The 8,633-nt window shown below is 75.5% G+C and carries 7 protein-coding genes; 2 read left to right on the top strand and 5 right to left on the bottom strand.

Annotated elements, in window-relative coordinates; all coding sequences use genetic code 11:
* The first annotated feature begins 26 nt into the window (after positions 1 to 26).
* The gene (locus tag HLB09_RS09680; RefSeq protein WP_322790110.1) at positions 27 to 842 is read left to right on the top strand and encodes an isoprenyl transferase; all 816 of its coding nucleotides are present in this window, start codon (positions 27 to 29) and stop codon (positions 840 to 842) included.
* Between the two features lie 335 nt (positions 843 to 1,177).
* Here the strand turns inward: HLB09_RS09680 and HLB09_RS09675 are convergent, their stop codons facing one another.
* Genes HLB09_RS09675 through HLB09_RS09660 form a run of 4 tightly spaced genes read right to left on the bottom strand, consistent with a single transcriptional unit; the run spans position 1,178 to position 4,467 of the window.
* Positions 1,178 to 1,612, bottom strand: a complete 435-nt coding sequence (locus HLB09_RS09675; RefSeq protein ID WP_322790109.1) for a Fur family transcriptional regulator — start codon at positions 1,610 to 1,612, stop codon at positions 1,178 to 1,180.
* Between the two features lie 56 nt (positions 1,613 to 1,668).
* A complete protein-coding gene (locus HLB09_RS09670; protein WP_212770847.1) occupies positions 1,669 to 2,535 on the bottom strand; it encodes a metal ABC transporter permease in 867 nt (288 codons plus the stop codon).
* Positions 2,528 to 3,433: a metal ABC transporter ATP-binding protein gene (locus HLB09_RS09665; RefSeq protein ID WP_171203173.1), complete on the bottom strand. Its 906-nt coding sequence runs from the start codon at positions 3,431 to 3,433 to the stop codon at positions 2,528 to 2,530. The genes HLB09_RS09670 and HLB09_RS09665 overlap by 8 nt, the downstream gene beginning before the upstream one ends.
* Complete coding sequence (locus HLB09_RS09660) at positions 3,430 to 4,467, bottom strand: metal ABC transporter substrate-binding protein (protein WP_171203176.1); 1,038 nt, start codon at positions 4,465 to 4,467, stop codon at positions 3,430 to 3,432. The genes HLB09_RS09665 and HLB09_RS09660 overlap by 4 nt, the downstream gene beginning before the upstream one ends.
* A 222-nt stretch (positions 4,468 to 4,689) precedes the next feature.
* On the opposite strand from HLB09_RS09660, the gene HLB09_RS09655 reads away from it, so the two are divergent.
* Positions 4,690 to 6,072 carry a glycine--tRNA ligase gene (locus HLB09_RS09655; protein ID WP_171203172.1) on the top strand — a complete coding sequence of 461 codons (1,383 nt, stop codon included), beginning with the start codon at positions 4,690 to 4,692 and terminating at the stop codon, positions 6,070 to 6,072.
* A gap of 50 nt (positions 6,073 to 6,122) precedes the next feature.
* On the opposite strand, the gene HLB09_RS09650 is transcribed toward HLB09_RS09655, so the two are convergent.
* Positions 6,123 to 8,633: M14 family zinc carboxypeptidase (locus tag HLB09_RS09650; RefSeq protein WP_212770845.1), on the bottom strand; the 2,511-nt coding region annotated here is incomplete at its 5' end.

The raw sequence follows: 8,633 nt of genomic DNA, 5'->3' as shown, positions 1-8,633 counted from the left end.
GCGGCTGCGGCCGCCGGGAGCGCCCCGTGAGGCGCCGCCGCGGCGCCGACGTGGTGCTGCCCGCCCCCGTGGACCCGCCGCCGCACCCGAGCGGCGCGCAGCCGCCCGACCTGCCGCGCGAGGCCGTCCCGCGCCACGTCGCGGTCGTCATGGACGGCAACGGCCGCTGGGCCAACCAGCGCGGGCTGCCCCGCACGGCCGGCCACGAGGCCGGCGAGGCGGCGCTGCTCGACCTCGTCGCCGGGGCGCTGCAGATCGGCGTCGAGTACGTCTCCGTCTACGCCTTCTCCACCGAGAACTGGAAGCGCTCGCCCGAGGAGGTGCGCTTCCTCATGGGCTTCAACCGCGACGTCCTACGCCGTCGCCGCGACCAGATGGCGTCCTGGGGCGTCCGGGTGCGCTGGGCCGGGCGCCGTCCGCGCCTGTGGCGGACCGTCGTCAGCGAGCTCGAGGAGGCCGAGCGCGTGACCGCGGGCTGCGACCGCCTGCAGCTGACGATGTGCGTCAACTACGGCGGGCGCGCCGAGATCGCCGACGCCGCCCGCGCCGTCGCCCGCGAGGTCGCCGCCGGCCGACTCGACCCCGAGCGGGTCGACGAGCGCGTCCTCGCCCGCCACCTCGACGAGCCCGACCTGCCCGACGTCGACCTGTTCCTGCGGACCTCGGGGGAGCAGCGGACGTCGAACTTCCTGCTGTGGCAGTCGGCCTACGCCGAGATGGTCTTCCTCGACGTGCTCTGGCCCGACGTGGACCGCCGCACCCTCTGGGACGCCGTCCTGCTCTACTCCGGCCGCGAGCGCCGCTACGGCGGGGCGATCGACAAGGCCGCCGGCGGCGCCTGAGCCGCCGGTCGTGACGGCACCACGCCGCCGGGCTGGTCCCGCACGGTGGGCGGGCGCGGCGGTGCGGCCCGTGGAGCCCCGCGACGACGTGGGCGAGGACGAGCGGGAGGTGCCGGGCGCGCGGAGAGCACGTCAGGCCGGGCGCCCCGACCACCGCGGCAGCCAGCCGAAGAGCGCCCGAGCCAGTGCCGGAGCGCGGGCGGCACCTCCCGCGGAGGTGAGACCTCCCGCGGAGGTGAGACCTCCCGCGGAGGTGAGACCTCCCGCGGAGGTGAGACCTCCCGCGGAGGTGAGACCTCCCGCCGAGGTGAGGCGCCAGCGCCGAGCGCTACCGATCAGGAGCGGCGCGCCGCCTCGGCGTCCTGCGCGGCGTGGCACTCGGCGCACGTGCCGAAGACCTCGACGACGTGGTCGGGGTCGGAGAACCCGTGGGCGGCGGCGACGGAGGAGGCCCAGGCCTCGACGTCGGGGCCCTCGACCTCGACGGTGCGCCCGCAGCGGCGGCACACGAGGTGGTGGTGGTGGCTGGGGCTGCAGCGCCGGTAGACGGCCTCGCCGTCGTCGGTGCGCAGGACGTCCACCTCGGCGTCCTCGACCATGCCCTGCAGGGCGCGGTAGACGGTGGCGAGGCCGATGGGGTTGCCCTGCTCGCGCATCGACGCGTAGAGGTCCTGGGCGCTGACGAAGGCGTCGGTGCCGGCGAGCGAGGCCTGGACGGCGTCGCGCTGACGGCTCGAGCGGCGCACCCGCTGCTGCTGCGGCACGTCCACCACGCTCCTCCCGGTCCTGCGGGCGGGCACCGGACCGCCTCCCCGCGCAAGGACGATCATGCCTGCTCGCCGACGGGGGTCGCGAGGTGGTGGCGCCGGCGGTGGCCCCGGTGGCGGGCGGCGCGGACGAGGGCGGAGCCCGCGGCGGTGACGACGAAGAGGGCGATGAGGTACAGCACGATCGTGCCGCCCGACGGCGTGTCGCCGTAGTAGGACGTGAGGACGCCGACGACCGCGGTGACGGTGCCGACGCCCATCGCCAGGAGCGTGGTGCTGCGGAAGCTCCGGCACAGCTGCTGCGCCACGGCGACCGGCACGATCATGAGCGCGCTGATGAGGAGGAGGCCGACCACGCGCATCGAGAGCACCACGGTGACGGCGGTGAGGACGGCGAGCAGCAGGTTGAGGCCCATGACCGGCAGGCCGGAGGCGCGGGCGTGCTCCTCGTCGCTGCTGACGGCGGCCAAGCGCCGGCCCAGCCCGAAGGTCGCCACGAGCACGACGGCGGCCAGCACGGCGAAGACCCGCAGGTCCTCCGCGGTCGTCGTCGTGATGGCCCCGAACAGGTAGGTGTTGAGGGTGGCGGCCGAGCCGCCGGCCCGGGCGACCAGCACGACGCCGCCGGCGATGCCGCCGTAGAAGAGGACGGCGAGGACGACGTCGCCGCCCGTGCGCCCGTAGCGGCGCAGGAGCTCGACGGCGGCGGCCGCCACGACCGTGACGACGAGGGCGACGGGGACGGGGGCCGTGCCCGTCAGCAGGCCGAGGGCCACGCCGGTGAGCGCCACGTGGCCCATGCCGTCGCCGATGAGCGAGAGGCGGCGCTGGACGAGGAAGACGCCCACGGACGGCGCCGCGAGGCCGACGAGGAGGGCGGCGACGAGGGCGCGGACCATGAAGCCGTAGGTGAGGACCTCAGGCACGGTGCGTCTCCGGGTGGTGGGTCCCCGGGTGGTGGCACTCCGGGTGGTCGGCGGTCGGCTGCGGGCGGTGCTCGCGGTGGTCGGAGACCCAGCCCGGCGGCGGGCTGGTCTCGTGCTCGTGGTGGTGCACGTGCTGGTGGCGCAGCCGTGACTCCTCCTGCAGGCGCTCGAGCGCCTCGTCGGAGGCGCCGAGCAGCTCCGGCACGAGCGGCCCGTCGTGGACGACGCGCCCGTGCTGGAGGACGACGGCGCGGTCGACGACGTCGGCGAGGGGGCCGACCTCGTGGGTGACGACGAGCAGCGTCGTGTCGCGGGCCGCCAGGGCCGCGAGGGTCCGCGCGAGCCCGAGGGCGCTCGCGGCGTCGACGCCCGCGAGCGGCTCGTCGAGCACCAGGAGGTCGGGCTCGGCGGCGAGGGCGCGCGCGATGAGGACCCGCCGCTGCTGCCCGCCGGAGAGCTCGGTGACGTCCTCGTGGGCGTGCTCGGCCATGTCCACGGCCTCGAGCGCGGCGTCGACGGCGGCGCGGTCCTCGCGGCGCGCGGGCACCCAGGGGCGCCGCAGCGGCAGGCGGCCGGTGCTGACGACCTCGCGGACCGTCGTCGGGACGCCGCCGCCGACCGTCATGGCCTGCGGGACGTAGCCGGTGCGGCGGCGGCTGCGGCGCGAGGGCGCCGGCTCGCCGTCGACCTCGACCGTGCCGCCGGTGCGCGCCGCGAGGCCGAGGAGCCCCCGCAGCAGGGTGGTCTTGCCCGAGCCGTTGCTGCCGAGCACGGCGACCCGCTCGCCCCGGCGGACCTCGAGGTCGACGTCCCGGACGACGACGCGCTCGCCGTAGCCGAACCCGGCGCGCTGCAGGCGCAGCAGCGGCGGCGCCGCACCGCCCGGTGCGGTCGTCACGAGCAGCCCTGGCCCTGGCGCAGGGTCTCCAGGTCGGCCCGCATGACCGAGGGGTAGTCGTCGCCCGGGGACTCGTCCGTCAGGCCCTCGAGCGTGTCGAGGACGGCGGTCGTGGCCCCGGTCTCGGCGGCGACGGTCTCGGCGACGTCCGCCGGCAGCAACGTCTCGGTGTAGATCGTGCGGACGCCGTTCGCCTCGGCGAACTGCGCCACCTCGGCGAGCCGGGCCGCCCCCGGCTCCTGCTCGCCGCCGATGCCGCTGACGCCGCGCTGGACGAGGTCGTAGCGCTCGGCGAGGTAGCCGAAGGCCTGGTGCGCGGTCACGAGGTCGCGGCTGTCGCAGGTGGCGAGGCCCTCGGAGTACTCCGCGTCGAGGTCGGCGAGCTCGGCCCGCACGTCCGCCAGGTTCGCGGCGTAGACGTCGGCGCCGTCGGGGTCGGCGTCCGCCAGGCCGTCCGCGACCGCCTCGGCGACCGACGACATGCGCACCGGGTCGAGCCAGAAGTGCGGGTCCTCCTCGAGGCCGTGGTCGTGGCCCTCCTCGCCCTCGTGGTCCTCGCCCTCGTGGTCCTCGCCCTCGTGGTCGTGGCCCTCCTCGTGCTCGTGGTCGTCCTCCGCGGCGTCCTCGCCGGGGGGCGTGCCGGGGGAGGGCTCGAGGTCGGCGGCGGGTGCGACGTCGACGACGCCCTCGCCGCCGCGCTCGTCCGCCGCGGCGTCCACGGCGCCCTGGAAGCCCTGCAGCGTCACGAGGACGTCGGCGTCGACCGCCGTGGCCACCTCCTGCGGAGAGAGCTCGAGGTCGTGCGGCTCCGTGCCGGGCTGCGTGAGGGACGTGACGTCCGCGCGGTCCCCGGCCACGGCCTGGGTGACCCACTGGAGCGGGTAGAAGCTGGCGGCCACCTGCAGGGGGGCCGCACCGCCGTCACCGTCCGTGGCCGCACCGCCGGCGGGGGCGTCGGAGGAGCCGCAGGCGGTGAGGGCGAGGACGGCGGCGGCGGGCAGGGCCAGGAGCGCAGAGCGACGGGCGCGAGTCATCACGATGACGATTCTCACCCCGAGCAACGGCGACGTCAAAGCGCCGGGACGACGACGTCGCAGCGCCGGGGCGGGGCGGGCCCGCGTCCCCGATACCCTCGCCCGAGTCCCGGCGACCGCCGCCGCGACCGTCCTCGGTCGCGGCCCGTCCCGGCGGCGCGGGGCCCGGCACGCCGTCGGGCCCGCCCGGCACATCCTCGACACCCCACGGAGCTGACCAGCGTGGCCGCACCCTCCCGGATCGACACCGTCGTGAGCCTCTGCAAGCGCAGGGGGTTCGTCTTCCCCAGCGGGGAGATCTACGGCGGGACCCGCTCGGCGTGGGACTACGGGCCCCTCGGCGTCGAGCTGAAGGAGAACATCAAGCGGCAGTGGTGGAAGGCCGTCGTCACGGGCCGCGACGACGTCGTCGGGCTCGACAGCTCGGTCATCCTGCCGCGCGAGACGTGGGTCGCCTCCGGCCACGTCGGCGTCTTCACCGACCCGCTCACCGAGTGCCAGTCGTGCCACCGCCGCTTCCGGGCCGACCACCTCGAGGAGGCGTACGAGGAGAAGAAGGGCCGCGCGCCCGAGGGCCTCGGCGACATCACGTGCCCCAACTGCGGCACCCGCGGCGCGTGGACCGAGCCGCGCGACTTCAACATGATGCTGAAGACGCACCTCGGGCCCGTCGAGGACGAGTCGGGGCTGCACTACCTGCGCCCCGAGACGGCGCAGGGGATCTTCGTCAACTTCGCCAACGTCATGGGCTCGGCCCGCCGCAAGCCGCCCTTCGGCATCGGGCAGATCGGCAAGTCGTTCCGCAACGAGATCACGCCGGGCAACTTCATCTTCCGCACGCGTGAGTTCGAGCAGATGGAGATGGAGTTCTTCGTCGAGCCGGGCACCGACGCCGACTGGCACCAGTACTGGATCGACGCGCGCACCGACTGGTACGTCGACCTCGGCATCGACCGCGCGAACCTGCGCCACTACGAGCACCCGGCGGAGAAGCTCTCGCACTACTCGACCCGCACGGTCGACATCGAGTACCGCTTCGGCTTCACCGGGTCGGAGTGGGGCGAGCTCGAGGGCGTCGCCAACCGCACGGACTTCGACCTGCGCACGCACTCGGAGCACTCGGGCGCCGACCTGTCGTTCTTCGACCAGGCCAAGGGCGAGCGCTGGACGCCCTACGTCATCGAGCCGGCGGCGGGCCTCACGCGCTCGCTCATGGCCTTCCTCGTCGACGCCTACTCCGAGGACGAGGCGCCCAACGCGAAGGGCGGCGTCGACAAGCGCGTCGTGCTGCGCCTCGACCCCCGCCTGGCGCCGGTCAAGGCCGCCGTCCTCCCGCTCTCGCGCGGCGAGGCCCTGTCGCCCAAGGCGCGCGACCTCGCGGCGGCCCTGCGCAAGCACTGGAACGTCGACTTCGACGACGCCGGCGCCATCGGGCGCCGCTACCGCCGCCAGGACGAGATCGGCACGCCGTTCTGCCTCACGGTCGACTTCGACACCCTCGAGGACCAGGCCGTCACCGTCCGCGACCGCGACGCCATGACGCAGACGCGCGTCGGCCTCGACCAGGTCGAGGGCTACCTGGCCGCCCGCCTCGTGGGGGCCTGACCCCCTCAGCCCCTCAGCTCCTCAGGGCTCGTCGTGCCGCGGGGAGCGCGTCAGCTCGTCGCGGACCCCAGGGCGCGGGCCACGTCGTCGAGCATGCCCAGCGGGTGGACGCGGAAGGTCGGGTAGGTCCCGAAGACGACCGCACGACCACCGCCCGCGCTCTCCCCGGAGACGACCGACGGCTGCCCCGCGGCCGACGAGGGGCCGCCGGTGCCGTCACCCAGCGCCCGCCAGTGGCCGGCCACGAGCGGGCCGTCGCCGTAGGTCTGCTCCACGACGGTGCCGACGCCCAGGCCCGTGAAGTGGACCGGGGCGTAGACGAAGGCCCGGTCCTCGGCGTAGCCGTCGAGCAGGGAGCCGGCCGGTGTGCTGACGGCGACGACCCCGTTGCCCGAGCGGTTGCCCTGCACCGCCGTGGCCTCGAGGTAGCCCAGCGTCTGGGCGAGCGACGCCGCGGCGGCGCCGGTGCCGACGAGGTCACCGCCGCCGTCGACGAAGGAGCGCAGCGCGGCGAGCGCCTCCTCGGGGAGGGCCCCGCGCGAGAGCGCCGAACCGACCCACAGGGCGTCGACGCCGGACAGGTCCGTCGTGCCGTCGGCGAGGCCCTGCGCGGTCACCCGGAGCGGGTCGGCGTAGCCGAGCTCCTCGAGCGAGAGGTGGTCCTCGCCCGCGTCGTCGACGGCCGACGACGTCGTGTACGCCACCCGCAGCGGGCGCTGCAGCGGCACGTCGTCCGAGCCGGGCGTCACGTCGCGCGTGCGCTCGAAGACGACGCCCTCCTCGGCGGCGACGGCCACGGCGGCGGCCCGCTCGCGGCGGTCGAGGACGGCGGACCCGTCGGGCAGGAGCCCCACCGGGACGCCGTCCGCGAGCAGGCTGTTGAGCGCGCGCACCTCGGCCGAGCCGGTGAGGGCCAGGCGCAGGTCGGTGCCGCGGGGGACGTCGCCCGTCGGCGCGGCCCCCTCGACGGGCCGGGCGAGCACGCTGGAACCGCGCCCGGTCGAGGGCAGGTCCTCCACGCGGCGGACGTCGGCGCCCCACAGGTCGGTGAGGCTCCACGCCGACACGTCGTACATGCTCGGGACGCGGTCGGAGATGTCGCTGCCCTCGGCGAGGAGCACGTTGGCCATGCCGCGCAGGGGCTGGGCCATCTCGACGACGTAGGAGCCGCGCGGGTAGGTGGTGCCGTCGGCGCGGAAGGCCCGCACCGCCTGACCGACCTCGACGCCGTGGTCGACGAGGCGGTCGACGAGGCGCGCGGCGCTCGCCGCGGACCGCTGGTCCCCGGCCGGGATGACGTAGGCCTCGGGGAACTCGGCGCGGTAGACGTCGGTCTCGTCCCAGACCTCGGCCCACTGGTCGGGGCCGGGGATGCTCGCCGGGTCCGGGTCGGGGCCGATCTCGCGCAGCGGCTCGCCCGCCGAGCCGCGGCGGAAGACCTCGACCTGGTTGGCGAGCAGCTCGTCGGCGTTCTCGAGCACGTACGAGGTCGTCGAGGTGATGACCTGCTCGGCCACGGCCGTGTTGACGCCCGCCCGGCGGGCGCTCTCGGCGAGGCCCTCCGGCGTCGAGGTGCTCACCCGCCCGAGCGGCAGCTCGACGGTGGAGGTGACGGCGCCCTGGAAGGCGACGTACTGGGCCGTGAAGATGGGCGGCCAGTCGTCCCAGCCGGAGCGGATGTCGCGGTAGGGGATGCGGATCTTGCCCGTGTTCTCCTCCGTCACCTGGCCCTCGTCGTCGAGGTAGGTGTTGCCCTCGATGCCGGCGGCGGCGACGTCGGCCTCGATCCGCAGCGCCGAGGCGTAGGCGTGGGGGATGAAGAGGTCGTAGTCGTAGTTCTCGCCGTGCGGCGGCCCGCAGGGCTCTACCTGGAGCACGCTCGTGTAGCCGTGGATGTCGCTGAAGAAGAGCGGCTGGAGGCGGCCTGCGAGCTCGCGGACGGCGACCGTCTCGGGCGTCTCGTTGGTGATGAAGTCGCGGTTCGGGTCGAGGTCCAGGGCGGTGCGCCGCTGGCCCGCCACCCGTCCGTCGGGGTTGTTGGTGACCGTGAAGTACAGGCGGCTGCCCGCCAGGGTCGCGACGGCGTCGGCGTCCCCGGCCTCGGCGCGGTCCACGAGCGCCTCCATCCACCGGAGGCTGGCGTCGGTGCCCTCCCACTCGTTGCCGTGGATGTTGTTGTTGAACCAGACCGGCGTCTTGTACCCGGCGGCCAGGGCGGCGTCGGCGCCGGCGGCCTCGGGGTCGTCCTTGATGGCGTCCCGCCACGCCGCCTGCTGCGCGGTCTGCGCCGGCGTCTCGGGCGCCGTGAGCGTGACGAGGAGCAGCTCGCGGCCCTGCGTCGACGTGCCGACGACCTCGGTGGACACGTAGTCGCTGCGGGCCATGAGCGCCTGGAGGCGGGGCGCGATCTCGTCGTAGGGCAGGGCCCCGCGGGCGATCGAGGCGTCACCGGGCTCGTCGGGGTAGACCCGCAGCTGCGGCTGCTGGGGGTAGCTCGTGGGTCCCGCCTCCGCGGGCGCCGCGGCGGCGCGGCCCCGGGCGGCGGGGCCGAGCGCGCCCGC

This window comes from Pseudokineococcus marinus (genome assembly GCF_013004605.1).
Taxonomy (GTDB): domain Bacteria; phylum Actinomycetota; class Actinomycetes; order Actinomycetales; family Quadrisphaeraceae; genus Pseudokineococcus; species Pseudokineococcus marinus.
The sequence above is the reverse complement of the archived record's forward strand: the minus strand, read 5'-3'. Positions and strand labels throughout refer to the sequence as shown.

What these genes read in the sequence shown, in the direction of transcription:
- HLB09_RS09660 (WP_171203176.1), bottom strand. Translation starts at nt 4,467, where the DNA reads ATGACTCGCGCCCGTCGCTCTGCGCTCCTGGCCCTGCCCGCCGCCGCC.